Here is a 24,958-nt window from a genome sequence, read left to right on the forward strand (position 1 = left end):
GCCACGGCCTGATCGGCATGATCCTCGACATGGCCGTGCGTTTTCGCTGGGCCATGGTCGTTTTGACGATCGGTGTCGCCATCTATGGCGTGATGAACCTTCTTCGGCTTCCCATTGACGCCGTACCCGACATTACGAACGTTCAGGTGCAGATCAATACCGAAGCGCCCGCCCTTTCCCCCTCCCAGGTCGAAACGCAGGTAACCTATCCGGTGGAAACCGGTCTCGCCGGGATCGATGGTCTGGAAATGACCCGTTCGATTTCGCGCAACGGGTTCAGCCAGGTTACTGCAATCTTCGAAGAAGGTACTGACATCTATTTCGCGCGGCAGCAGGTCAATGAGCGCCTGACGCCGATCACCGCTTCGCTGCCCGAAGGAGCAGAACCGGTAATGGGACCTATCTCGACCGGTCTGGGCGAAGTGCTCATGTATACGATCGAGTTCGAGCATCCGGGGGGCAAGGAAGCACCGAAGGGCAATGCGGTCGGTTGGCAGTCCGACGGAAGCTTCGTTACCGAACGCGGTGACAGGCTGGATAGCGATGTCGCTAAGGCTGCTTATCTGCGTACCATTCAGGACTGGGTGGTCGCTCCACTCATGCGGTCGGTCGATGGCGTCGCCGGTGTCGATTCCATCGGGGGTTTCCGAAAGCAATATCTCGTACAGCCCGATCCTGCTCGCATGACAGGCTACGGGCTTTCATTCGATGAGGTGATCGATGCGCTGGAAGCCGCCAACCTTGCCGAAGGCGCGAATTTCGTCGAGCGATCAGGAGAAGCCCTGCTGGCTCGTGTCGATGCACGGCTCGGCAGTGTCCAGGACATCGAGCAAGCAGTCATATCTACACGTGGAGGCGTTCCCATTCGCGTGGGAGATGTCGCAACGGTCAGCATTGGCGGTGATCTCAGAACCGGGGCTGCATCGCTGAATGGCGACGAGGCTGTGGTTGGTACCGTCCTCATGCGGGCAGGAGAAAACAGCCGCACTGTTTCAGCCCAGGCCGCTGAGAGGCTTGACGAAGTCCGCGCCTCCCTGCCACAAGGTGTGGTAGCCGAAATCGTCTACAATCGTTCGTCTCTCGTCGATGCAACGATCGCGACCGTCGAGAAGAATCTCGTCGAGGGTGCGCTGCTGGTCATAGCCATCCTGTTCCTTTTGCTCGGCAACATACGGGCCGCAATTATCGCCGCTCTGGTTATCCCTTTTTCGATGCTGATGGCATCGATCGGCATGAACCGGCTCGGAGTGTCAGGCAATCTGATGAGTCTGGGCGCGCTTGACTTCGGTCTGATCGTCGATGGGGCCGTGATTATCGTCGAGAATAGTGTGGCACGTCTTGCGGCCAGACAGGAGCATGAGGGCCGGCTCCTGACACTTGGCGAACGGCTGACGGAAACGCGGCTTGCCGCGCAGGAGATGATCAAGCCGACTGTCTATGGTCAGGCGATTATCCTTCTGGTGTTCGCACCGTTGCTGACCTTCACCGGAGTCGAGGGCAAGACGTTCTCGCCGATGGCCATCACGGTCATGCTGGCGCTCGCGTCGGCATTCGTACTCTCGCTGACTTTCGTCCCGGCGATGATCGCGATCCTGCTGAACAAAAAACTGACGGAGAAGGAAGTCAAACCGATCCGGATCGCCAAGGAACGCTATGGGCCTCTTGTCCGCAAAGCCATCGCCCGCCCTTGGCCGGTGATCGGGGCCGGTGCCGGCATTTTTGCCGTTGCTGCTCTGGTGTTCAGTTTCCTTGGCAGCGAGTTTACACCGCAGCTCGACGAGCGCGATATCGCGGTGCAATCATTGCGAATCCCTTCCACATCTCTCGAGCGGTCTCTGGCGATGCAGCGGCGAGTAGAAGATCGATTGGAGGAATTTCCGCAAGTGCAGCTGGTATTCTCACGTACCGGTACTGCGGAAGTGGCCAGCGACCCGATGCCGCCCAACGCCTCCGATGCGTATGTGATCCTGAAGCCGCGCGATGAATGGCCTGACCCGGATCTTTCGAAAGATGATCTGGTGGCAGAAATGGAGAGTGCTCTGGGAGGCCTGGTTGGCAATCTCTATGAGTTCAGCCAACCAATCGAACTTCGCTTCAACGAACTGATCGCTGGCGTGCGCGGCGATGTCGCGGTCAAGATCTACGGCGACGACCTGACCGCCATGACCTCGGCAGCGAACGAGGTCGCCGGGATTTTGCGCGAGGTCGAGGGAGCTGCGGATGTTAAAGTCCAGCAGGTCACCGGTTTCCCAACGCTTGATATTGCCTTCGATCGTCCAACGATCGCTCGATATGGGCTGAAGGTCGAAGACGTCGCTCAATCCGTCGCAATTGCTTTGGGCGGGCGGCCTGCCGGGCTGGTCTTTGAAGGCGATCGAAGGTTCGAGGTCGTCGTTCGGCTTTCGGATGCGACACGCGATGATTTCGATCAGCTTGGTGCATTGCCGGTGCTGCTTCCGAACGGAGCGACCATACCGCTGCGCTCGGTCGCCGAATTCCGGGTTGTGGATGGCCTTGCCGAAGTCCGCCGTGAACAGGGACGCAGGCTGGTGATCGTTTCCTCCAACGTGCGCGAGCGCGATCTTGGCTCCTTCGTTGAGGAAGCGAGGGCGAATGTCGAGGCGCAGGTCGAATTGCCCGCTGCAGCCTTCATCGAGTGGGGCGGCCAGTACCAGAACCTTCAGGCTGCGCAGGAACGGTTGCAGATCGTTATCCCGATCGCTTTCGCGGTTATTCTCCTGTTGCTCTATATGGCAGTCGGAGGCTGGGTTCCCGCTCTGGCTGTTTTCAGCGCGATCCCGCTCGCCCTCTCTGGCGGCATCTTCTCGCTGGCTCTGCGCGGAATGCCGTTTTCGGTTTCGGCGGCAGTCGGGTTCATCGCCCTCTCGGGCGTGGCGACCCTCAACGGTCTCGTGATGGTGACTGCAATACGCCAGCGTCTGGACAAGGGGATGGCGCTCGATGAGGCCATCGTGGAAGGCGGACTGGCGCGCTTGCGTCCAGTATTGATGACGGCTCTGGTCGCGTCGCTCGGGTTTGTCCCCATGGCGATCGCGACCGGCACTGGAGCGGAGGTTCAACGGCCTCTGGCAACGGTGGTCATTGGCGGTCTGATCACCGCCACTGCGCTCACCTTGTTCGTCCTTCCCGCGATCCTGAAGCTCGTCTTCGCCACCAGAAAGGATGACCGGACGTGGCGTCAACGCTGGTGGGACCGCCTGCGCCGCAACGTCACTCCCGAGGAACGGCAAGAGCTGCAAGAGGTTACGTGAATGGAGAGCATCAATGATTAGTAGCCAGCTCAGTGTGACTCTTGCCGGCGCCCTGATACTTTCAAGTGTTCCAGCATCGGCGCAGGATCAGAGCACGCTTGTTCCGATCGCCGGTGTCTGGAGCCTTGGTGAAACGCGGTCTTGTGATAGCGGACCGGCCTGGGTGTTTTTCGCAGATGGCTATTATGCCGAAGTGCAGCTTCCGGACGGTGGCCCCGCCGCCGTCGGAATTTGGCGAGACGAGGGCGATGCCATCGCTTACACCCACGCGCACATGCCATTTGAAGGTCATGAACGGCCGATGCGGGTTCGTCATCTTACCATCGAAGAGCGCACCGCCGAAAAACTGACAACCCGCAATTATCGCGGTGTCACGCGCACGTTTCACCGCTGTCCAGCGAATTCGCTGAAAGTGCCGGCAGGTCAGGACGCACATTGACGCTTTCGTTACGCAATATGCGGGCTTCGCTAGTCCCTATTCGGGTTTCGCGAACCTGCAAGCTTACGGGTCTGCGGCACCGGGAGCGGTCAATTTCCAATGGGAAGCAATAGGCAATGACGCGAACCATCGAACTCGAAGTCTCACCGCTCCTTCCCGACATCCCGAGCGAAACCGATCATTGCATCGCGCGCTTGCAGTCTTTGCTCAGCTCGCGGATCGGCGTGCACGAGGTCACGATATTGCCCGGCGAGAAAGATGCATCCGCCCGACTAGCGATATCATACGATGCCGATCGCCTGACTGTCGCCCGCATCAAGGAGTTGGCCCATGTGGCCGGAGCGGAAATCTCCGAACGCTACGGACACGTTGTCTGGCAAGCCGATGGCATCAATTCCACCCGCCGTGCCCAAACGGTCGCGGACCTGCTGGCCAGCAAACCCGGTATCCTCGAAGCAAATGCTGATGCGAGCGGGAGGTTCATCGCCGAGTACGACCGTCAGCTAACCGATGAGCCTAGGATTGCTGGCGAGCTCAAGAACCTCGGCGTGTCGGTTCTGGCGGGCGATGTCGCCAGGAACGCCGAGCACTCTTCCAAAGACCATGATCACGATGATGAAGATCGTGCCGGGCACAGTCATGGTGGCATTTTCGGCGCGAACACCGAACTCTATTTCTCGCTCGCCTCGGGCGTATTTCTCGCGACCGGGTTCGGGATTGAGAAGCTATGGTCTGGGCATCCAGGATGGCTGCCATTCGCATGCTATCTCGCGGCGTATTTCTTTGGCGGATTCTTTACCGTCCGAGAGGCGTGGGACAATTTGCGCCTGCGCCGGTTTGAAATCGACAGCCTCATGCTTGTCGCCGCTGCGGGCGCCGCCTTTCTCGGGGAATGGGCCGAAGGCGCGCTATTGCTGTTCCTGTTCAGTTTCGGCCACGCGCTCGAACACTACGCGATGGGCCGCGCCAAGAGGGCGATCGAGGCGCTCGCCGAGCTCGCGCCGGAAACGGCACGAGTAAAACGTGGAGATGACGTCGTTGAGGTTCCGGTCGAGGAGCTTGCGCTAGGCGACGTCGTAATCGTGCGTCCGAACGAACGCCTTCCGGCTGACGGCTTCATCTTGGACGGCGTCAGTGCCATCAATCAGGCTCCGGTGACCGGGGAAAGCGTGCCGGTCGACAAGAGCGCGGTTTCGAATATCGCTTCTGCGCGCGCAAATCCTGACAATCTTGCGGATGACAATCGCGTCTTCGCAGGGACGATCAACGGATCGGGCGCGCTCGAAGTGGAAGTGACCCGGCGATCGAGTGACACGACCCTCGCCAAGGTCGTCCAAATGGTGAGCGAAGCCGAGGCTCAGCAATCTCCTACCCAGCGCTTCACGCAGCGCTTTGAGCGAATTTTTGTGCCTGCCGTGCTCGCTTTGGCCGGCCTGCTCCTTTTCGCCTGGGTTGTCATCGACGAGCCGTTCCGCGACAGTTTTTACCGGGCGATGGCGGTGCTTGTGGCTGCCAGCCCCTGCGCTTTGGCGATCGCGACCCCGAGCGCGGTCTTGTCCGGAGTAGCCAGAGCAGCACGCAGCGGCATTCTGGTAAAGGGCGGCGCGCCGCTCGAGGATCTCGGCGCGCTCAAGGCCATCGCGTTCGACAAGACCGGTACTCTTACCGAAGGCGAGCCCCGCATGACCGATGTCCAACCCGCGCAGGGTGTATCTGAAAACGAACTGCTTGCGATTGCCTCGGCGGCTGAAAATCTGAGCGATCATCCCCTAGCACAGGCGATTGTTAGGGACGGCAAGCAGCGGCTTGGCGATGAGGCACTGCCCGAAGCTACAAGTCTTGAAAGCTTCACAGGCAAGGGGATCACCGCGCTTGTCGGCGGTGAGCGGGTGTGGATCGGAAAGCTCGAAATGTTCGGGCAAGACGGGGTCCCTCAGCTCGGTGCCGAACTGTCGGATGCTATCGAGTCCATGCGCGAGCGCGGGCGGACGACGATGGGCGTTCGCTCGGAAACGCGCGATCTTGGAGCGATCGGTTTGCTCGACACGCCGCGGGCGGCAGCAAAGGCGACGCTCGAAGCGTTGCGCGGCCTCGGGATCACCCGAATGATCATGATCTCGGGCGACGACCAAAGAGTGGCCGATGCGGTTGGAAAGGAAGTCGGCCTCGACGAGGCCTGGGGCAATCTCATGCCCGACGACAAGGTCAAGGCCATCCGCAAGCTTGCCGGCCAGGACAAGGTTGCGATGGTCGGAGACGGGGTTAATGACGCTCCGGCCATGGCGAACGCAACGGTCGGAATAGCAATGGGGGCTGCCGGCTCGGACGTTGCATTGGAGACAGCCGATGTCGCGCTGATGGCCGATGATCTCGCCCGACTGCCTTTCGCCGTCGATCTGAGCCGACAAACCCGGTCAATCATCCGGCAGAACATGATCGTCAGTCTCGGAATTGTTGTCGTGCTCATCCCGGCAACCATTTTCGGTCTCGGGATAGGCCCCGCTGTCGCGGTTCACGAGGGATCAACGCTAATCGTGGTCGCCAATGCGCTTCGCCTTCTGGCGTATAAAGAGAAGGGCAGCACAAAAGACATAGCAGAGAAGCCAGTATGAGCTGCAACGATGACTTCGATCTGGATTCGGCGGACAAGCGACGCACATTGTGGATCGTATTGTGGCTCAACGTCGCAATCGCGGTTGGTTTCTTTGTCGTTGCCTATTTTGCGGACTCGAACGCGCTCTTGGCCAACGGGCTCGACAATTCGTCGGACGCGCTTGTCTACGCTCTCAGTCTCCTTGCGCTGAGTCGACCGCGCTCCTGGAAGCGAGGCGCAGCGCGCTTTTCTGGCGTCATGCTTTTGATCTTTGCCGGCGGAGTGATTGCTGATGCCGTCAGGCGGTTTGTTGAAGGTTCTGAGCCGGGTGGCTTCCTGATGATCGCGATGGCTGCCGTCGCGGGCATAGTGAACCTCTATTGCCTTCGCCTGTTGCAAAAGATGCAGAACAAGGACGTCAACATGCGGGCCGCCACCACATTCAGCTTCAATGACTTCATTTCGAACGGCGGGATTATCATCGCTGGCGTCATCGTTATGATCACAGGCGCGAACTGGCCGGACCTTGTGGTCGGCATCGCTGTGGCTGGCATAGCTCTTTACGGCGGGATCGATATCCTGCGCGACGCGCACAGTGACAAGCACGACGAGGCGGGAACGGTTCATGGCGAAACACGGGAATGAGCCTCGTCCACGAGATATTTGTAACTGAGGATTTGTCGGCGATCCTGACCTTGGCGATGCTGGCAAGCCTCGGCCTGGGTGCTGGCGTTGTCTGGGAAGAAAAGCACGGGCCTACCCCGAACGAAAATGGGTTCGCGGCGGCCGTCCACTCTGGCGCCCTTGCCGCACTTGCGCTTGTTTTGACCGGTCCTGCAGTTGGACAAGCAAGGGGTGACTTCATAGACGCAGCCCTGCTCCCCGCTGGCGGGACTCTCTATCTTCTGGCGGTGCTGATCGGAGGCTGGGCTTCGCATCGCGACTCAGTTGGAACCCTGTCCGACGCCGTGGGAAGACGCGGGCCGAAGATGACCATTGCGCTTCAAGGCGGTATTGCGCTGGGGTTTGGTGGCATCGCTCTGGGTGCAGCAGCAGCCGTGTCTGTCTTCGCCGGTTTCGCAGCAACACTAGGGGTTGGAATCACCTTTTTCCTGGTGGGGCGAAAGACAACAGCCGGATTTCGCGACAGCGCGATGAAACGCATGGATCGTCTAGCGATCCATGTTTTTCTGTCACTCGCCTTTGTTGCCGCAGCGGTAGCCGGGTTTTGGCTTCTCCACGGCATGAGCGAAACAGCGGACGCGCGGTTGGCAATTCTACTCGCAGGATACTTTCTTGTCTGGTCGGTTCATTTTTTGCTGCAAATCCCGGGCAGACTGGGAGGTTTGAATTTGGCAGCACTCGCGGCCTTCATCTCCGGGCTTGCGATGTTCGGAATGATTGCAGTCGGATTTAACGCCGCGATCGGAACAATCGATAATTCCGATGCGATCCTTCAGCATCCGGATACCGCCGGCAACAAAATCGCAAATAGCGGAGAAAAGTGATGGCGCACTCGCACGATCAAGCTGGCCACAGTCACGGCGAGGAAAACCTTAGCGATCGTCAGCTGATCCTCGCGGTCGCGATCAATGTCCTCCTGACCCTTGCCCAGATTGTCGGCGGCATCCTTTCAGGGTCACTGGCGCTTATCGCGGATGCATTGCACAACTTCAGCGATGCGGCCTCTCTTGGTCTTGCGTGGTTTGCGCGACGCATAGGCCGGCGTCCGGCGGACAAGCTGATGACCTTCGGCTACGCCCAGGGAGAAGTGGTCGCCGCACTCATCAATCTGACGACCTTGCTGATCATCGGATTCTATCTGATCGTTGAGGCGATCAACCGTTTCGCCGCGCCGCAGCCGGTCGAAGGCTGGACCGTGATCTGGGTTGCCGGGATCGCACTTGTCATCGATCTCGTCACCGCATTCATTGTCTATCGCGGCGCGCATGACAGCATTAACATGAAGGCTGCCTTCCTTCATAACGTTTCGGACGCGCTGGCCTCGATCGGTGTGATCGTCGCCGGAGTGCTAATTATTCTATACGATCTCGTCGTCGCCGATCTCATCATCACTCTCATCATCGCGGCCTATGTCATCTGGCAGGGCGCGACGCTCCTACCGCGAACCGTTCGTCTGCTGATGGGAGCAGTGCCGGACGAGGTGGAATTTGATCAGATGGTTGAAAACCTGCGCGCGCTTGGCGGCGTGCAGGATATTCACCACGTCCATGTCTGGAATCTGGGAGAACATCACCGGGCGCTCGAAGCCCATCTCACTCTTGTTGATTACTCCCAAACAGCATTCGAGGGAGTCAAGCGACGCGCGCGGGCGATGCTGGAAAAGGATTTCGGCATCGCACATGTCACTTTCGAGCCCTGCCTCGCTACGGACTGCGATGATGCGCTGATCCCTGCCCACCCGGCACCCAACAACGGGAAAAACACGGTCGGTGATTAAGCTTTCGCTGGCCTGTTCCTGCCCGGCCGTTCGCAGACCCTGAGCCCTCATCGCGCGCCGGTCGCGGACGGTATTGCAGTCCAGAACCGATGCACCGCGAGCCGCCCTCACCCAATATGGGCATAAAAGCCTACTACTGCTATTGCGAATACGTCTCAATAGCAGTAGTAGGCTGGTAAATGTCTCGAAAGGATTCTTCACATGTATCGCGCTACCGCCTCGCTCATAGCAATTGCACTGGCCGCCCCTGCTTACGCCAATGAAAAAGACCCGACCGATGAGCGGCAATCGCAGGACGGGATAGCAAACCCAAGCGAATCGATTATCGTGATTGGCGGTCGCATCGATGCGTATGAAGTGGCCGGTGCGGCGGACCTAATCGATGGCGAGGAACTGAGCGAATTCGAGCATGGTGACGTCAACCGTGTCCTGCGCCAGGTGCCGGGGGTCAACATTCAGGAAGAGGACGGTTTCGGGCTATTCCCGAATATTGGCTTGCGCGGCGCGCCGGTCGAACGGTCGAGCAACATCACCTTGATGGAAGATGGCGTTCTCATTGCCCCTGCCCCCTACGCCGCTCCGGCCGCGTATTACTTTCCCGCGATCGGTCGAATGGACGCAGTCGAAGTGATCAAGGGCGCGGGCTCGGTACGCTATGGTCCTCGCACGATCGGCGGGGCCATCAATTTCCGATCGACTCCGATACCGACCGAGAGCCTGGCTGGCGAAGCTTCCGGCCAGCTTGGTTCTCGCGGCTATTATCAGGGTCATGGCTGGATTGGCGCTAGTGCCGACAATTTCGGGGCGATGGTAGAAAGCTATCAGCAAGGCAGTGACGGGTTCAAGACGATAGATGGGCTTCCCGGCGCCGAGACCGGTTTTCAACGTCAGGACTATCGCGCCCGCTTCGCCGTCCACACCAACCCAGATTCGCCGGTCGATGCTCGCCTCGAGTTCGCCTATGGTCGATCCGAACTTGAGGCGAACGAAACCTATTTGGGCCTCGCCGACGCGGATTTCGCGAGCGATCCGTACCGGCGCTATTCGGCCAGCCAACGCGACGTTTTCACGGGCGAGCACGATCAATATCGGCTCACCGGCACCCTCCGGTTGCCCGACGACACGCAGTTCGCGGTTACCCTATATCGCAACGATTTCACACGAAGTTGGTCGAAGCTACAGGACATCGATTTCGATGGTGATGGCAGCTTTGATGCCATCCAACCCGTTTTCGATGCTCCCTCCTCAAACGAGAGAGGCCTCGCAATCCTGCGAGGCGCAGACAGCGCTGAAGGTGCCCTTCGCATTCGCAACAACAACCGCGTCTATCGGAGCGAAGGCGTCCAGCTTTCGTTCGAAAGACCTTTCGAGACCGGCGAGGTCAGGCACAACCTGGCTGCGTCGCTCCGGTATCACGAGGATGAAGAAGACCGGTTGCAGAATGAGGAATTCTATACGCAAACGGATGGAGATCTCGTTTTCGTCCGGCAGACGGCTCCGGGCGCTCAAGCCAATCGCGAGGCGAAGGCGAAGGCGATCGCTTTCTATCTGGAGAACCGGATCGAGATCGGCGGGCTTACTCTGACACCCGGCATTCGGTACGAAGGCATCGACCTTACTCGACTGGACTATGATCGAGCCGACCCCGCTCGTCTCGATGGACCTGCGCGCATACGCAAGACCAACGTTGACGAATGGCTTCCCGCACTCGGTGCAACCTATGCACTGGGAGACGTGCTGTTGATTGCAGGCGCTTCGCGCGGTTTTTCTCCCCCCGGGCCCGGAAATCCGGAGGCACGAGCCGAGAAAAGCTGGAACTATGAATTTGGTGGGCGTTTTCGGAATGGCGCCATTCAAGCTTCCGCGATTGCGTTTTATTCCGACTATTCCAATCTGCTCGGAAACTGCACACAATCCGTGGGGTGTAGCGTCGGGGATATTGGCGACCAGTTCAATGCTGGGGCCGTCTCCGTGAAGGGGTTGGAGCTGGCAGCTTCGACGGAGCATCAAGTGGGTAGGGAAATTTCTATTCCCTTCTCGGTGGTTTACACGCTCACCGACGCGCAATTCGAAAGCAGTTTCGAGAGTGCGTTCTTCGGTTCCGTGTCCCAGGGCGACGCACTCCCCTACATCGCTCGCCACCAATTCTATGCCGAAACGGGGCTCGCATTTGGACCGGCATCCTTGCTCGTGAGCGCCAATTACACATCGCAAGTACGCACCGAAGCAGGTAGCGGGGATATTTCGCCCGATGAGCGTATTGACGAAAGGATTGTCTTTGATCTCGCCGGCCGGTTTGCGCTGACGGAAGGTCTCTCTTTGTTTGCCAGAGTGGATAATCTGTTCGACAATGCTTATGCTGTAGCGCGTCGGCCTTCGGGTTTGAGACCGGGGGCTCCCCGGCGCTTCGTAGCAGGCGCTAGCGTGCGCTTCTGAGTATCTACGCCGGCCGATGATCGCGCAATCTTGTAGGAGGCGGGAGCGCCAGTGAGCATTTCCGCCTCACTAAATGCAGGTGAGGTCGAGACTCACGCAATCGATTGCGCCGACATTCGACGTGCCGCAGGCCACACACCCGCCAAAATATGAGGACGGCGGACACCTCCCCCAGAATAAATAGGAGTTTTGACATGACCCTCTCCATTGGCTCGACAGCTCCCGATTTCACAGCGGAAACGACCCAAGGCACCATCACCTTCCATGATTGGATGGGCGACAATTGGGCTATCCTGTTTTCTCATCCAAAGGCATTTACCCCGGTTTGTACGACCGAGCTGGGTTACATGGCCGGTCTCGGCGAGGAATTTGCCAAACGCGACACCAAGATTCTCGGCCTGTCGGTCGACAGCAGCCAAGACAATCGCGACTGGCTACCCGATATCGAGGCGGTCAGCGGCAATAAAGTCGATTACCCGGTGGTCGGCGACAGCGACCTGAAGGTGGCCAAACTCTACAATATGTTGCCCGCCGAGGAGACTGGCAGTGCGGAGCAAAGAACCGCAGCCGACAATGCTACCGTTCGCGCCGTCTATATCGTTGGCCCGGACAAAAAAATCCGTGCGATGCTACTCTATCCGATGAGCAGCGGACGCAATTTCGAAGAAGTGCTCCGATTGCTCGATTCAGTCCAGCTCACCGAAAGTAAAGGCGTGGCAACCCCGGTCAATTGGCAGAGTGGGGATGACGTCATCATTCCACCGTCTGTTTCCGATAAAGAAGCGAAAGCGCGCTTCCCGCAAGGTTTCACAACGCTGCGCCCCTATCTGCGCACGGTTAAAATCGACTGACCAGCGCAAGCGGATGTGGTGTATTTGGGCTCGAACTCAACAGGGGAACCCGCATGAAGCTAGACAAAAGCAGTCACGCAACTGCGGCTTCTGCCGCATTACGATTTGGCACCGACGAATTCGTAAGCGCATCCTGCCAGAAACTCGCGGAAATGGAGTTCGTTCAGCTCTCGGCGGGCTGGTAGCCACGGGCGGAATTCTTCGTATTCGCGCGAGACGCCGAACGGTTTCGTAGCGAATATTCCGATTTCAATCAGCCATCGCGGCCAGCGCTCGGGGTGCTTCAGGCCAAGCAGGGCCATCCGGCCACCCGTCGGGAGAGCAGCTGAGGCGCGCTCGATGATCGCGGCGTAGTCAGGTGGCATTTCCAGTCGAAAGGTGCTGATGACTGCGCTGGTCTCGCTCGGAAAGCGGAAGGCGGCTACGTCTGACTGCACAAATTCGACATTGCTAGCTCGCAGGCGCTTCGCTCGTCGACGGGCTTGGTCGAGCATGCCTTGCGAAAGGTCGACCAGCGTCACCTTGCCGCTTGGTCCTACTCTCTCAAGCAGAAACGCGAGGTTTGCGCCGGTGACAGCACATAGATCGATCACATGGTCACCGGCCTTGAGTTCAAGCCGGTTAACCAGATCGCGTCGCCAGCGACCAAGACCGGCCCACCGAAACCCCGACACCAATCGGTCATAGATTCCCGCGTTCTTGTCGTAGAGACGTTCAACCTGTTCGTTGGATAGAATTGCCATGGCGCGTGCTAGCGAACCTCGTCCGAAGAGATGGTGAAAACCTCCGCGAGGTCGTCCGGGTATGGCATTGGCGCGAATGCGCTCACGTTTGCGCGTCCGGTATTGCCCCAGGGGAGCCGTCCGGTGAGATTACCAAGGGGAGCGAGCGCAAGACGTATGACCTGCCCCAGAACTTCGCGGCCATCGCGGGTTTCAACTGCATAGCCCAGCATCGTCATATGTGAACGAAGGTGCGGCCCGAAGAAGCCCTGGCCCAGAATATGTTCCCGCTCGAGCGCGGTCCAAGCCAAAGCCCGGTCACCAGACTGCCTGGCGGCACGGAAAACGCGCCGCTCAGCTTCGATAAGTTCAATAATGTCCTTCTTTGCCACAGGATTTTACCGTTCTGCTTGCATCTTCGAATCGTCTTATGCACCTTGTAGTGGCTACAAGGTCAAGCATTGCGAGAAACCCATGAAGATTGGTGCCCTGGCGCGGAAGACCGGCACGACCGCCGAAACGATCCGCTACTACGAACGGACCGGATTGCTGGAGGAACCACCACGCACCGCCGGAAACTACCGGGACTATGGCCCGACCGAATTGGCCAGATTGCGGTTTATCCGCCGCGCACGCGACCTCGGCTTCACCATGGCGGAGGTGCGCCAATTGCTTTCTTTGTCGGATGATCCATCGCAATCGTGCGAAGCCGTGGACTCTATTGCCAGCCTCCACCTACGCGAAGTGGATCGGAAGCTTGGTGACTTGCGAAAACTGCGAACCGAACTGCGCCATATGGTCGACGACTGCCAGCACGGAGCGGTTGGCGAATGCCGGATAATCGAAGTGCTTTCCGGCTAGCGGGACAGCGCGCGTTTATTCGAGCGGTGACGGGACGCAAACCATGATCATCTCGAAATTCGGGGCGTGTTCTGACATATCTCGTCGGTGCGTTCGACAACAGAACCGATCCAGTCATCGATCTCGGCTTCGACCCAAACCGTGCAACGGGGACCGAGCGAACGCGACTTTGGAAAACGGCCTTCGCGCATCCGCTGATAGATTGCCGTTCGGCGCAGGCCCACGCGCGCCATGACCTCGGGAAGACGAATGAGCCGGTCTGGCGTTGGCTCGACAGGAACGGCTTCCGCGTCCGTTTCGAGACCAGTCGTCATTTCAGAGAGCGAAGCTTTGTTCATCCTGCCGCTCCAGTTGCGCGAGGTGATCCGACAGGAGACCGGCGGTGCGGTGAGCGGTCCCCTTTGCCCAGCGCGGTCTCACATCGAGCAGCCTCTCGCCCAGCGCTTGATCCAAAGCAGACGGCAACTCGCTTATGAAGGTTTCAAGAAATTCCAGCACGCCGCTATTCTGCCAATCCTTGCTACGCTGCGAGTACCCCGCGAGTGCCAGCATCAGGGAGGTGCGCGGCGCGTGACCGCTCGCGTCAAGGATGGCCAGCGCCTCAAGCAGTGTGGCTGACCTTGTCCCGGCGAGGATGCGTCGGAGCGCGTCCTTGTTGATATTCGTCTGTGCGGCAATCGTCCGCCGGGACTTGCCACTTTCGTCCACGGCATGGTCGAGGAAAGCGGCGACTCCTCGCGATAGTTCTCCCCATTTGTCGTTTGTGTTTCGCGCCATTGTTCCTGCTTCCGGTGATCTTTAGCGAATCACCAACAGGCTAGGCGACGCGTCAAACTGTAGGAAAGGAAAAAGAACAAATAAGGAACTCGTAGGAAACTGGCTCATCGTCACACGATTTGATTCGCGCAGAGTCCGGTCCCTCGATCTCAGATTTCGGTATGGGTGGCGCAATGATCGGTATTCTTGGCCGCAATGTCTGCACCGGTCGCGCAAAGCCCGGTCAGATTGCCCAGAATCGACGATTTCTCTTGGTCGGAATGCCGCGTGCGGCAGTTTCCGTTTTCCTACACCCTGCCTTCCAATCGAGGAAAGAACATACAGCGAACGCATCGCTGCCAATGTTCGAAACGGAGTTCCTCGATGAACAATGCAATCACCCTTCCCCGCCCATCCGTCAAAGGCATTCGTGCCCGCGACTATATTCTTCCGGCCGCGATTGCGGTCGCCTGCGCCGGTGCCGCCTATGCCGGTGCCGACACGACCTTTGATCCGGCGCTGCAGAAGTTCACTGACTTCCTCGAAGGTTCGGGCGGCAAGATCATCACCGTCCTCAGCCTTGCCGGCGGTTTGATCGCGCTCGCCTCGGGCCGCTTCGCCCTTGGGCAGGTCGCGGTCCCGGTCGGTGTCGGAATTGGCGTCGGCACAGGCGTGCCGATCGTCACCTCGGTCGTGACCGCAACCATTTGATCGCGGTCTAACGACGGGAGGGCGGCATGGCCGACAGATACCTCGTTCCACGGCGGCTCGACGACCCGGAGCTCATCGGCTTCTGGACCATCGACGAGTTTGCGGGACTGCTCGTCCCCTTCGCGTGGGGCATCCTTTCGCAGCACATCATCATCGGCACCGGCCTATCGGTCATGACCTGGTTCGCCCTTCGAAAGGCGAAGGCATCAGGCGCAGGGTCGAAACTGGTCCATGCTGCCTACTGGTATCTGCCGGGGAGCTTCCTCGGGCTGAAAGCCACGCCGCCCTCCCACTGCCGCCTGCTCGCAGGCTGAGGGAGGACCCAAGTGAAACACGAATTCGCCTATGAGGAAGCGCAGCGTCACCTCAAACAGCGCAACCGCTTCGCCGCGCTGTCAGCCGTGCTGGGCCTTACCAGCCTGCTGGCGGTCGGCGCGGCGGCGACGCGCGAGGAAAGCGTCATTTTGGTGCCTGTCACGACCGAGCGCCTGACGCTCGGGAGCGGCGGTACCGATGCGCACTACCTCGAACTCGTAACCCGCGACACCGCGCTCATGCTGCTCAATCGCGCACCCGAGAGCCTCGACTACTGGATGGAACAGGTCCTCAAGGTGGCAGATCCGTCAGCGCACGGGAGCCTCAAGGCCGAGCTCGTCAAGATCGTCGACGAGCAGCGCGGTTCGGACATCAGCCAGGCCTTCGTCATCTCGCGGATGGAGGTCGACGCGCAGGCGCTCACCGCTGTCGTCACCGGCACGCTCAAGACCTTCGTCGGTGCGCAGGTGATCGCAAGCCAAGAGCGCAGCTTCGAATTCAGCTGGAACCGCCGCGGCCTCAGTCTCGGCCTCACCGGCTTCCGCCAGCTCCCAACCGAAAACGAGGAGGAGAACCCATGACACTCCTATCCCGCCCCTTCCCCGCCGCGCTGACCAGCGTTGCGCTGGCAATCGCCACGGCCGCCTACGCTTCACCGGCACATGCCGACCAGTTCGTCGAGGCCGCTGATGGCGCCGCGATCGACTGCGTGCTCGCGCGCGGCGCGCTGACCCGTATCGCCCTCATCGAGGACGGTTTCGCCAATGTCTCGAAGATGGCGAGCGGTTTTCCCTACAACGATTTCGAGGTGACCCACGAGCCGGTGCGCGGCGACATCTATGTCTCGGTGCCGCTGCAATATGCGAGCGCCAAGGTCAGCTTCTTCGCGACGAGCAGCGCGGGCTATGTCTACAAGTTCACCTGCCGCGTCGAAGGCGAGGAAGCGAGCCAGCTCTTCGTCACCAATCCCGCGCTCGCCAAATCCCAGGCGAGTGAATGGGAAGGCGCAGCAGTGACGCGCGACGAGGCCGCGATCCGGCTGATCGAAGCGATGGCCAGCGATGGGGTCCTGCCGGGCTTCCGCGCCCGTGCCGAACTTTCGCGACCACGCCACACCGACAGCCTCGAAGTGCAGCAGGTCGCGGAATACGAAGGCGCCGAACTGATCGGCCAAGCCTTTACTCTCCGTAATCTTGGCCCGGCACTCGTCGACCTTGCCGGTGAGCGCGAGGCGCCCGCCGGGGCGCTGGCCTTTGCCTATGGCCGCAACTCCCTCGAGCCCGGCGAGAGCACGCAAGCCTTCCTTGTCTTTACCAAGGGAGGGCTCAAATAATGGCCGATACCGACACAAGCTATACGCCCGCGGCAGCGCCAAAGGACGAGACGCGCGGCGAAGCCCGGCGCGATCTCAACCGCACGGTCGCGCAGCGCCAGAAGCTGTTGCTTGCCGGGATCGGCGGCGTGGCGCTCATCGCCGGTTCGATGTTCATCTTCGGCGGCGAGGATGAAGCGAGCGCCGACGGCGCGGGCGCAACCACGATCGAGACCGGCGCGCTGGTCAATCGCAATCTCTCGCAGCGCGAATTCGTCGCCACTTACGGCAACCGCCTCGATGCGCAGGGCAAGGCGATCAAGGACCTGCAGGAGACCCAGCTTCCCAGGGCTTCGATCGAGCAGGAGCTCGAAACGCTGCGGGGCGAGAACGCGCGGATGCTGAGCGACGGGCAAGCTGCGATCGATGCGATCTCGGCGGAGAACGCTGCCTTGCGCTCGGAACTCGAAACCGTCCGCACCAATCCCCCAGTTGCGCCGGTGGCCGCAGTCGATCCGCGGGCTCCGGGCTTCGCTCCCGGACCGCTCGAGCCACCCAGCGAACCCAAGGCAAGCCTGCTGAGCTTCTCAAACGACAAGCCGGGCACCGCCAAGGCCAAGGCAACCGAAAGCGCGCCGGCGCTGCTGCTCGAGGCAAGCCGCGATTACCTGCCGCCCAACAGCTATGCACCTGCCACCGTAATCGTCGGGGTCGACGCCTCGACCGGGGTCACCAGCCAGAGCGATCCGCTGCCCGTGGTGCTGCGGATCACCGGTCCGGCGCGCTCGGTGCTGCAGGGCAACAAGCTCCTCACCACCGATCTCACCGGCTGCCTCGTCAACGGCGCGGCGCGAGGCGATCTCTCGGCCGAGAAGGTTTACGTCAAGCTCGTGCGCATGACCTGTGCGCAGCCCGGCGGACGCTTCGCGGTGAGCGAAGTGAAGGGATTCATCGCCTTCGCCGGCAAGTCGGGCGTGCGCGGCAATGTCGTCAGCCGCGAAGGCAGCCTCGTCAGCCAGGCGCTGCTCGCCGGAATCGTCGGCGGCTTCGGCCGCGGCTTCTCGGCCAATGCCAACGGCATCTTTGCGCAGCCTGTCGGCAGCGACGGCAAGCGCGACGCGCTCTCGCCGACCGACATCCTCGCAGGCGGCCTGGGCCAGGGCGCGGGCGAAGCCGCCGACACCGTCAGCAAATACCTCATCGAACGCGCAGAACAGTACCAACCCGTCGTCGAGATGCCGACCGGCATCGCAGTCGAGATCGTCTTTCTCGACGGCGTCCATGTCAGGAGCACACCCCAATGAACTACTCGAACCAGCGGCCCGGCCTCAAGGCGCGCGCCGCGCACATATCGCTCGCCGCCGCCAGCGCAGCAGCCCTCCTTACAAGCGGCGTCGCGATCGTAACCGCCATGCCCGCGCAGGCCGCGATCACGCGAGATGTGGTTGAAGCGCTCAAGCTTCGTCTGCCCAGAACGCCGATCGACGCGCTCGATTGCACGACATTCGCGCCATGGTGCGAGGTCGTCTCGGGAGAGACGCTGTTCTACATCGACGAAGCGGCACGCTACCTCTTCGTCGGGCGGCTCTACGACATGGAGGAGCGGCGCGACGTGACTGCCGCGCGCCTGCTCGAACTCAACCCCGACCTGCTCGCCGCCGGCGCAGCCCGCCACGCCGGCGAGGACACTGGAGGGCGCCATGACGTTGCCGAAACCCGCGACAGGCAGGTCGCGACGCATGTCGATCTCAAAGCCCTTCCCAAGGAAGGCGCGATCCTGTGGGGCAATCCCAAGGGGCCGAAGCTGGTTGTCTTCTCGGATTTCCAGTGCGGCTACTGTAAGCGGCTCACCGGCGAACTCGAGAAGGCAGGCGTTCTTGTAGAGGAACGGCCGATCTCGATCTTCGGCGCATCGAGCCGGCGCAGGTCCGAGGCGGTGCTCTGCGCCGCCGATCCGATCGGGGCGCTCCATGCCGCCTATACCGGCAAGCACCTCGAACCGCGCGCCGCCTGCAAGAAAGCAGCTGCGCTCGATGCCAACGAAGCCTTTGCACAGGCCAACGGCTTTGCCGGAACCCCGGTAATCGTCCGGGCGCGCGACGGTGCGGTGCTGCACGGCTACCGTGATGCAAAGACACTGCGCGCCTTTGCCAATGCCAAGACCGGATCGAAGCAATGAGCGGCGGTGCGACCCGTGTCGGAGCGACGGCAATTCTCGCGTTGATGATCGCCGGCTGTGCGACGCTTGGCGGCAACGTCAAGGGCGACTTTTCCTGCCGGGCACCGGAGGGAAGCTGCGCGCCGACCTCGATGATCGACGATACCGCGACCCGCGTTTCACAGGCAGAACGGTCCGGTCATGCCTCTGCGGGAGCGCACAGGGCCGGTGATCGCGGATTGCGGATCGTTGTTGCGGGCTACCGCGACGGGACGGGCCACATCCACGAGGCCCGGGTTGTTCATGTCGTGCTGCCCGATCGCGCTGCCGAGCGCTGGCGCGCGCCGCGTTCGACCGGCGACGTGCTTCGCGCACTGGCGCGTCCGGCTGAAGCAGAAGTCGCCCCGCCCGCCGCCGCAGAAGCAATTCCTTTTCAGCTTTCCAATCCGTCCCCCCAGCAGCCTCCCGATGTCCTGGTCATCCCCTCGCAGGATCTGACGGAGCTGCCCGGCGCCAAAGCGCCGGACCCCGGGGCACCTGGTCGTCCCCCCTCCCCCGGCCAGGTGCCCCACCCCGTTCTGCCCGAAGGAGAGCCCAAGTGAACCTCTCGCTATCCTCTGCGCGCGACGCGCTTCTCGCTGGCCTGTTCGGCGATGCGAAAAGGGGCGATCATGCGCAGCCGCGTTTCGCGCTCGACATGCTGTCGGACTGGCTTCCGTACCGAGTCTATGACGAGGGCCCGGGGCTCTACCGCAACGCGCACTCGAAGGGCTTCATTCTCGAAGTCACCCCGCTCATCGGCGCCGACGAGCGGACAGGTGAGATCCTCGGCCAGTTCTTTTCCGAGAGCCTGCCGCAAGGCGCCTGCCTCCAAGTGCTGAACTTCGCGTCCCCGCGCATCGGCGCCATCGTCGGCCCGTGGTTCGCACCGCGCTACGAGCAGGGCGGGATCTACGAAGCGATTGCGAAAGCCCGCACCAACCGGCTCTACGATCTCGTCTGGAAGTCGGGCTCGGCACACGCGCCGTTTCATGCACGCCATGTGCGTCTGGTGCTCTCGCTCGGCGTTCCGGTGCCCGGAAGCGTCACCGATGCAGAACTCACCGAATGCCGCGACGGGATGTCGGGGATGCTGAACTCGCTCGGCCTTGCATCGAACAGGCTCGAGCCCGCAGGCCTCCTCGCACTGGTCGACGAGCTCACCTCGCCGACCACCGCGCGCGAACCCGATCTCACCCACTGGAACCGCGAGGACACGCTCGACGCGCAAGCGATCCGCCGCGACATCGAACTCGAAGTCGAGGACGACCGGCTGATCTTGCGCACCGAGCGCTTCCGCGAGACCGGGCGCTCGCGAGATGGCGTGCCGCAGGTAGGTGAATGCTATCCCGACCGCTTCGATATGCGCCATTACGGCGTGCGCTCTACCCCTGAGCGCTGGGCACCGTGGGAATGCGCGCGGCTCATCGGCGACATGTTCACCGACAAGCTGCGCTTTCCCTGCCCGGCTGCGACCATGCTGTGCCTGCATTATCCCGACCAGGAAGCCGCCTCGGCGCGCGCAGGCTACAAGTTCATGCGCACCACCAGCCTGTCGGAGACCAAAAGCGCGCGCTTCCTGCCCAAACTGTCGGAGCAGTCGGCAGAATGGAGACACGTCCAGGCCGAACTCCAAGCGGGCAAGAAGCTCGTCAAGCTGTTCTATGGTCTCACCACGATCTCGCCGCTCGGCGAAGGCGATGCGCATGAGCGCACGGTCAAGGCGATTTACAAGGCGGCCGGATGGGACCTTGCCGACGAGCGCTTCCTCCAGCTCCAGGGCCTCGTCGCCTCGTTCCCGTTGAGCCTCGCCGATGGTCTGGTCCACGACCTTGCGCGGCTCAAACGCTTTCGAACCATGCTCTCGACCACCGCGGCCAATATCGCCCCCCTGCAGGGCGAGTATCTCGGCGGCACGATCCCGCACCTGCTGCTGCTCGGACGGCGCGGCCAGCCCTTCTTCTGGTCGCCCTTCGAGAACAAGGCGGGCAACCACAACATCGCGATTTGCGGGAAGTCGGGCTCGGGCAAGTCGGTGCTGCTGCAGGAGCTATGCGCCGCGCTGCGCGGCGCTGGCGCCAAGGTCGTGGTGATCGATGACGGCCGGAGTTTCGAGCACTCGATCAAACTTCAGGGCGGCCGCTTTGTCGAGTTCACGCTCGCCTCGGGATTCTCGCTCAACCCGTTCTCGATGGTCGACGATGCAAGGGCGCATCAAGACGAGGATTACCGGCTCGACTGCTTTGCGATGATCAAGGCGATCGTCGGCCAGATGGCGCGGCCAAGCGCCGCGCCCTCTGACACCGAACGCGGCCTCATCGATCGTGCAGTAACACAGGTCTGGAATGCGCTCGGCAGCGGGGGCGCGATCGACGACGTCGCGCATGCGCTCCATCAGAGCGAGAACGAGGCGGGCAAGGACCTAGCCACAGCGATCGCGCCCTTCTGCCGCGGTGGCAGCTATGCCGGGTTCTTCTCGGGGAAAGCGAGTTTCGCGCTCGAAGACGATTTCACTGTCTTCGAGATGAGCGACCTCGCGTCCCGCGAGGAGCTTCGAAGCGTTGTCCTCTCGGCAATCATGTTCATGACCGGTCAGGCGATGACGCGCTCGTCGCGCTCGACCAAGAAGCTGCTGCTGATCGACGAGGCCTGGGCGATGCTCAGGGGCGGTTCGATGGGCGAGTTCGTCGAGACCTATGCCCGCACCGCGCGCAAGTATGGCGGCGCGCTTGCGACCGCCACCCAGTCCTTGAACGACTATTACAAGTCCGATGGCGCGCGGGCCGCGCTCGAGAATAGCGACTGGATGCTGGTGCTCCAGCAGAAGCCCGAGACCATCGCCGATTTCCGCAAGGAGGCCCGGCTCGACATGGACGACCGGACCGAGACGCTGATCCGCAGCCTCAAGCGCTCGGGCACCGAGTACAGCGAGATCTACCTCAAAGGTCCCGAGATGGAAGCCGTTGGACGCCTGGTGCTCGACCCACTCTCGGCAACCATCTTCTCCTCCGATCCTGACACCTATGCCGCAATCCACCGCCATGTCGAAAACGGCATGCCGCTGGAGCGCGCAGTCGCGCTGGTCGCAGGTGTGGAAGGAGGCATGTGATGGTGCTCGAGACCACCACGCTCGTAGATCGCGTGCCGCTTCCGTCAGTCAGACAAGCCCGCGACAAGCACCGTGCGATCGACTGGCTGGCGCTTTTCCAGGGCACCTGCCTGGTGCTGATCAAAACGGCAAGCTTCGCGGCGAGCACGCTGCTGCTGGTCCTCGGCCTGCCGCTGTTCGTGTTCTTGGCTGTAGCAGGCTGGGATCTCACGGCGCTGTTCGCGCAGCTCGGCAACCTCGCCGATCACTACCGCACCGCCGATCCGATCGCGCGCCGCTTCTTTGCCCAGGACCTCCAGATCGCGTTTCTCATCGCAGCCGGCGGTCTCGCCCTGCTGCGCCTGCCGGCCTTCCTGCGCCGCCTCGACCGCCGCCTCTCCGAAGGATCTTCTCGCCATGGATAAACTCAACCTCCCGCTGCGCCTGCTTGGCCCGAAACTGCTTGCCGTAGCCTTGCTCGTTGCTGCGCTCTTGTGGGGCGCGTGGCTTACCCAGCAGGTCACCAGCGCCCCCAAGCAGCGGATCGTCACGGTCCGGCTTGCCGAGACCATCGGCACCTTCGTCGAGGAGGCCGCGCGCGCCGATGCCGATCCGGCGGTCGTCCAGGCGGCAAGCCTCGCCTATCTCAAGGCCGCCGAAAGCGCCGTTGCCGACATGGGCCATGACGGCCGCGTGGTGCTGGTTGCCGAGGCCGTGCTCGCGGGCGCTGCCGACGACGCAACCTCCGAACTCGAGCAGCGCATTGCGGACAAGCTCGCCGGTGAGAAGCAGCCATGAGCCTGACCCGCACGATCCGCCGTTCGCTGCTGCTCTCGGGCCTCGTCCTGCTGCCGCTCGCCTGGGCGCCGCTCGATGCCTTCAGCAAGGACCACGCGTTCCTCATCAATGCGAGCCCGAGCCTGCCCAACTGGGCGTTCTGGCTCGACAAGCACGCGCCGATCGAACGCGGCAGCCTGATCTTCTTCGAGCCGCCGCAAAGCGAGCTGCTCGAAAGGCATTTCGGAAAAGGACCGCAGATGTTCGGCAAGCGCGTGCTTGGCATGCCGGGCGATGTCGTGCGCCACGAGGGCGATGCGGTCTTCATCAACGGGAAGCAGGTCGCGAGCCTGCTCGAGGTCACCCGCCTTGGCGTGCCGCTTACGCGCGGTCCCGAAGGCGCAATACCGGAAGGTTGCTACTACACCGGAACCGACCATCCGCGCGGGCTCGACAGCCGCTACGGCGCAATCGGGTACGTGTGTCGCGGGCAGATCCTCGGCAGCGGGAGGGCAATCCTGTGATGCGCTCCTTCCTTCCGCTCGGCGCCTTTCTCCTCGCTGCGCTCCCGGCCAGCCTGCAAGCACGAGACTACGGCCAGCGCGGCGCGGTCTTCCCCGTGATCGAGCGCGACCTGCTCGAACAGATCCATACGCGCCTCGCGCAGATGGAAAATTCGGGCGAGACCGCCCGCCTCAATCAGGAGCTCAAGCGTCGCACGATCGCCCGCGTAAACCGGCCCGAACCGGTTGCCGGCCTCACTCGCGCAAGCGCAAGCCGTAGCTGGGCGTTCGACCCGACGATCACGCTCGCCGCCGATATCCGCGGGGCCAAAGGCGAGCTCATCCATGCCGCCGGAACCCGGGTCAATCCGCTCGACAGCGTCAAGCTGCGCTCCGACCTCCTCTTTCTCGACGGCGACGATCCCGCGCAAATCGCCTGGGCGCTCAAGCAAGATGCCAATGCCAAGCTCATCCTCGTGAAAGGCGCACCGCTCGAACTGATGAAGGCCCGCCAGCGCCGTTTCTATTTCGACCAGAGTGGCAAGCTGACGCAAAAATTCGGTATCAAGGCTGTTCCCGCGCGAGTGCGCCAGAACGGGCGCTTCCTCGAAGTCAGCGAGATTGCGCTGCCGCGCCGGAAGGCACAGCCATGACCGGAATCCGCGCCTTCCTCGTACTCTTCACGGCGATGCTATCGCTGGTCTTCTCATCACCCGCTTCGGCCGATGCCGGCCCGGGCAAATGCACCGGGCAGTTCGTAAACCCGATCACCGACATCTGCTGGTCGTGCCTGTTCCCGATATCGGTCGGCGGGCTCGAAATCTGGCCCAGCAATCGCCCCGATCCCGACAATCCCGACCTGCCAGTCTGCCTGTGCGGGCTTCGGCCCGGCATCGCGATGGGGTTCTGGGAGCCGGTTCGGCTCGCCGATGTCAGTATGAAGCCGTGGTGCTTCGTCAACCTCGGCGGGATGAAACTCGATCCCGGCTTCGATATCGGGTTCCGCTCAATCTCGGGTCCTTCGGCGGTGGGCGGCGCCAGCCAGTATTATTCGAGCTGGCACGTCCATTGGTATGCCTATCCGCTCATCTACTGGATGGAAATCGTCGCCGACTTTCTGTGCCTTGAGCCAGGTTCGATCGATATCCTCTATATCTCAGAGATCGATCCGCTGTGGCAGGACAGCGAACTCACCGCGATAATCAATCCCGAAGCGGTGCTGTTTGCCAACCCGCTGGCGCTCGCCGCCTGTGCGGCCGATTGCGCTGCATCGACCGCCAATTTGCCGCTCGACGAGATGTTCTGGTGCGCGGGCTGCCAAGGGTCGATGTACCCGATGAACGGCAATGTCTCGGCCTCGATCGGACATGTGCAGGCCTCGCGGCTCGTGCTCTCACGCTTCGCCTACAAACTCCACCGCGAGCTGGTCTCGTGGGGGACGATGGGTTCGAAGGGTCTGTGCGGCAAGTACCTCATGCCGGTGATGCGCAAGCAGCAATACCGCTTCCAGACCACCAACCCCAACCCGGCGACCAAGGGCCGCTACGCCTGCCCGCCCATCGGCGCCTCAACCACCTTCCAGTCCCCCGGACAGGTCATCCCCGCCATCGGCGAAGACATGGGATACCTCGTCTGGCGCAAGAGGAATTGCTGCGCGCTATGAG

At 61.6% G+C, this 24,958-nt stretch carries 26 protein-coding genes; 22 read left to right on the forward strand and 4 right to left on the reverse strand.

Translation table 11 applies throughout. The annotated features are described in order from the left end of the window. Positions 1-8: 8 nt before the first annotated feature. The 8 genes from G5C33_RS14600 to G5C33_RS14635 all read left to right on the forward strand — a co-directional run bounded on the left by G5C33_RS14600 (position 9) and on the right by G5C33_RS14635 (position 12,052). Positions 9-3,272, forward strand: a complete 3,264-nt coding sequence (locus G5C33_RS14600) for an efflux RND transporter permease subunit (RefSeq protein ID WP_165328876.1) — start codon at positions 9-11, stop codon at positions 3,270-3,272. Positions 3,273-3,285: 13 nt separating this feature from the next. Continuing rightward, complete coding sequence (locus tag G5C33_RS19370) at positions 3,286-3,711, forward strand: hypothetical protein (protein ID WP_225982092.1); 426 nt, start codon at positions 3,286-3,288, stop codon at positions 3,709-3,711. Positions 3,712-3,827: 116 nt separating this feature from the next. After that, positions 3,828-6,323 carry a heavy metal translocating P-type ATPase gene (locus G5C33_RS14610; protein ID WP_010412670.1) on the forward strand — a complete coding sequence of 832 codons (2,496 nt, stop codon included), beginning with the start codon at positions 3,828-3,830 and terminating at the stop codon, positions 6,321-6,323. Continuing rightward, on the forward strand, positions 6,320-6,949 hold the full coding sequence (locus tag G5C33_RS14615; RefSeq protein WP_165327861.1) for a cation transporter: 630 nt from the start codon (positions 6,320-6,322) through the stop codon (positions 6,947-6,949). The genes G5C33_RS14610 and G5C33_RS14615 overlap by 4 nt, the downstream gene beginning before the upstream one ends. Then, entirely contained in the window at positions 6,946-7,812 is an 867-nt protein-coding gene (locus G5C33_RS14620; protein ID WP_165327862.1) for a hypothetical protein, read from the forward strand. Before G5C33_RS14615 ends, G5C33_RS14620 begins: the two co-directional genes overlap by 4 nt. Further along, complete coding sequence (locus G5C33_RS14625; protein ID WP_010412661.1) at positions 7,812-8,765, forward strand: cation diffusion facilitator family transporter; 954 nt, start codon at positions 7,812-7,814, stop codon at positions 8,763-8,765. Before G5C33_RS14620 ends, G5C33_RS14625 begins: the two co-directional genes overlap by 1 nt. 201 nt (positions 8,766-8,966) lie before the next feature. Next, positions 8,967-11,201, forward strand: a complete 2,235-nt coding sequence (locus tag G5C33_RS14630) for a TonB-dependent receptor family protein (protein WP_010412654.1) — start codon at positions 8,967-8,969, stop codon at positions 11,199-11,201. Between the two features lie 194 nt (positions 11,202-11,395). Continuing rightward, positions 11,396-12,052 carry a peroxiredoxin gene (locus G5C33_RS14635; RefSeq protein WP_010412650.1) on the forward strand — a complete coding sequence of 219 codons (657 nt, stop codon included), beginning with the start codon at positions 11,396-11,398 and terminating at the stop codon, positions 12,050-12,052. Between the two features lie 98 nt (positions 12,053-12,150). On the opposite strand, the gene G5C33_RS14640 is transcribed toward G5C33_RS14635, so the two are convergent. Both G5C33_RS14640 and G5C33_RS14645 read right to left on the reverse strand, forming a co-directional pair. Beyond that, complete coding sequence (locus tag G5C33_RS14640) at positions 12,151-12,795, reverse strand: class I SAM-dependent methyltransferase (protein WP_010412648.1); 645 nt, start codon at positions 12,793-12,795, stop codon at positions 12,151-12,153. Positions 12,796-12,803: 8 nt separating this feature from the next. Continuing rightward, positions 12,804-13,166, reverse strand: coding sequence for a DUF3703 domain-containing protein (locus G5C33_RS14645; RefSeq protein ID WP_010412645.1), 363 nt, complete (start codon positions 13,164-13,166; stop codon positions 12,804-12,806). Between the two features lie 82 nt (positions 13,167-13,248). Here G5C33_RS14645 and G5C33_RS14650 point away from each other — a divergent pair, with 82 nt between their 5' ends. Beyond that, positions 13,249-13,635: a MerR family transcriptional regulator gene (locus tag G5C33_RS14650; protein WP_010412642.1), complete on the forward strand. Its 387-nt coding sequence runs from the start codon at positions 13,249-13,251 to the stop codon at positions 13,633-13,635. 47 nt (positions 13,636-13,682) lie between these two features. On the opposite strand, the gene G5C33_RS14655 is transcribed toward G5C33_RS14650, so the two are convergent. Beyond that, positions 13,683-13,949 carry an AlpA family transcriptional regulator gene (locus tag G5C33_RS14655; RefSeq protein ID WP_010412637.1) on the reverse strand — a complete coding sequence of 89 codons (267 nt, stop codon included), beginning with the start codon at positions 13,947-13,949 and terminating at the stop codon, positions 13,683-13,685. Position 13,950: 1 nt separating this feature from the next. Then, complete coding sequence (locus G5C33_RS14660) at positions 13,951-14,343, reverse strand: hypothetical protein (RefSeq protein ID WP_010412634.1); 393 nt, start codon at positions 14,341-14,343, stop codon at positions 13,951-13,953. 432 nt (positions 14,344-14,775) lie between these two features. Between G5C33_RS14660 and G5C33_RS14665 the strand changes: the two genes are divergently transcribed. From G5C33_RS14665 to traU, 13 genes are read left to right on the forward strand one after another with little or no spacing between them, the layout of a single operon-like run. Continuing rightward, complete coding sequence (locus tag G5C33_RS14665) at positions 14,776-15,102, forward strand: hypothetical protein (protein ID WP_010412629.1); 327 nt, start codon at positions 14,776-14,778, stop codon at positions 15,100-15,102. A gap of 26 nt (positions 15,103-15,128) precedes the next feature. After that, positions 15,129-15,416: a type IV conjugative transfer system protein TraL gene (traL, locus tag G5C33_RS14670; RefSeq protein ID WP_010412623.1), complete on the forward strand. Its 288-nt coding sequence runs from the start codon at positions 15,129-15,131 to the stop codon at positions 15,414-15,416. A gap of 12 nt (positions 15,417-15,428) precedes the next feature. Beyond that, a complete protein-coding gene (locus tag G5C33_RS14675) occupies positions 15,429-15,998 on the forward strand; it encodes a type IV conjugative transfer system protein TraE (RefSeq protein WP_010412621.1) in 570 nt (189 codons plus the stop codon). Beyond that, positions 15,995-16,750, forward strand: a complete 756-nt coding sequence (locus G5C33_RS14680) for a type-F conjugative transfer system secretin TraK (protein WP_010412619.1) — start codon at positions 15,995-15,997, stop codon at positions 16,748-16,750. The genes G5C33_RS14675 and G5C33_RS14680 overlap by 4 nt, the downstream gene beginning before the upstream one ends. Next, positions 16,750-18,033 carry a TraB/VirB10 family protein gene (locus tag G5C33_RS14685; RefSeq protein WP_010412616.1) on the forward strand — a complete coding sequence of 428 codons (1,284 nt, stop codon included), beginning with the start codon at positions 16,750-16,752 and terminating at the stop codon, positions 18,031-18,033. Before G5C33_RS14680 ends, G5C33_RS14685 begins: the two co-directional genes overlap by 1 nt. Beyond that, complete coding sequence (locus G5C33_RS14690; protein WP_010412614.1) at positions 18,030-18,908, forward strand: DsbC family protein; 879 nt, start codon at positions 18,030-18,032, stop codon at positions 18,906-18,908. The genes G5C33_RS14685 and G5C33_RS14690 overlap by 4 nt, the downstream gene beginning before the upstream one ends. Continuing rightward, on the forward strand, positions 18,905-19,489 hold the full coding sequence (locus G5C33_RS14695) for a hypothetical protein (RefSeq protein ID WP_228275084.1): 585 nt from the start codon (positions 18,905-18,907) through the stop codon (positions 19,487-19,489). The genes G5C33_RS14690 and G5C33_RS14695 overlap by 4 nt, the downstream gene beginning before the upstream one ends. Further along, positions 19,486-22,035 (forward strand): type IV secretion system protein TraC, encoded by a 2,550-nt coding sequence (gene traC / locus G5C33_RS14700; protein WP_066769764.1) that lies wholly within the window; start codon positions 19,486-19,488, stop codon positions 22,033-22,035. Before G5C33_RS14695 ends, traC begins: the two co-directional genes overlap by 4 nt. Further along, the gene (locus G5C33_RS14705; protein WP_165327863.1) at positions 22,035-22,439 is read left to right on the forward strand and encodes a hypothetical protein; all 405 of its coding nucleotides are present in this window, start codon (positions 22,035-22,037) and stop codon (positions 22,437-22,439) included. The genes traC and G5C33_RS14705 overlap by 1 nt, the downstream gene beginning before the upstream one ends. Then, complete coding sequence (locus tag G5C33_RS14710) at positions 22,432-22,812, forward strand: TrbI F-type domain-containing protein (protein ID WP_066769759.1); 381 nt, start codon at positions 22,432-22,434, stop codon at positions 22,810-22,812. The genes G5C33_RS14705 and G5C33_RS14710 overlap by 8 nt, the downstream gene beginning before the upstream one ends. Then, on the forward strand, positions 22,809-23,315 hold the full coding sequence (locus G5C33_RS14715; RefSeq protein ID WP_066769751.1) for a S26 family signal peptidase: 507 nt from the start codon (positions 22,809-22,811) through the stop codon (positions 23,313-23,315). Before G5C33_RS14710 ends, G5C33_RS14715 begins: the two co-directional genes overlap by 4 nt. Continuing rightward, on the forward strand, positions 23,315-23,947 hold the full coding sequence (traW, locus tag G5C33_RS14720; RefSeq protein ID WP_066769749.1) for a type-F conjugative transfer system protein TraW: 633 nt from the start codon (positions 23,315-23,317) through the stop codon (positions 23,945-23,947). Before G5C33_RS14715 ends, traW begins: the two co-directional genes overlap by 1 nt. Then, positions 23,944-24,957: a conjugal transfer pilus assembly protein TraU gene (gene traU / locus G5C33_RS14725; protein WP_066769747.1), complete on the forward strand. Its 1,014-nt coding sequence runs from the start codon at positions 23,944-23,946 to the stop codon at positions 24,955-24,957. Before traW ends, traU begins: the two co-directional genes overlap by 4 nt. Position 24,958 lies beyond the last annotated feature (1 nt).

The sequence above is a fragment of the Sphingosinithalassobacter tenebrarum genome (genome assembly GCF_011057975.1).
GTDB lineage: Bacteria > Pseudomonadota > Alphaproteobacteria > Sphingomonadales > Sphingomonadaceae > Sphingomonas > Sphingomonas tenebrarum.